This is a genomic window from Pelomicrobium sp. G1, from assembly GCF_051905455.1.
In the GTDB taxonomy this organism is placed as follows: Bacteria; Pseudomonadota; Gammaproteobacteria; order Burkholderiales; family UBA6910; genus Pelomicrobium.
Genome location: NZ_JBQACR010000396.1, coordinates 1 through 263, shown reverse-complemented (window position 1 = coordinate 263; position 263 = coordinate 1). Strand labels below are relative to the sequence as shown.

The following is a 263-nucleotide window of genomic DNA, read 5'->3' as shown; positions in this document are numbered from 1 at the left end:
CGGAAACGCTCCTGCGCATCTTCAACCTGCATCTGCGCCTGTGGTTCTTCATCTCCAAGAAGACCGGCAGTTGGCATCCGATCGCCCGCGACCACGAGGAGATGACCAAGACGGTAGTGGAGGCGATCCGGCACCGGGATCCGGACCGGGCGGAGCTCGCGATGAAGATCTACATCGCCCGGCGGCACCAGGACATCCGCAACGTGCTGTAACCCGGACGGCCGTGCCGGGGTTGAGCTGCAGCCGGCTTGAAAGCCGGGGCA

At 64.6% G+C, this 263-nt stretch carries 1 protein-coding gene; it reads left to right on the top strand.

Annotated elements, in window-relative coordinates:
- Positions 1-212, top strand: a 212-nt coding sequence (locus ACTFO6_RS18980; protein WP_439935899.1) for a hypothetical protein, incomplete at its 5' end; no start/stop codon positions are given.
- Positions 213-263 lie beyond the last annotated feature (51 nt).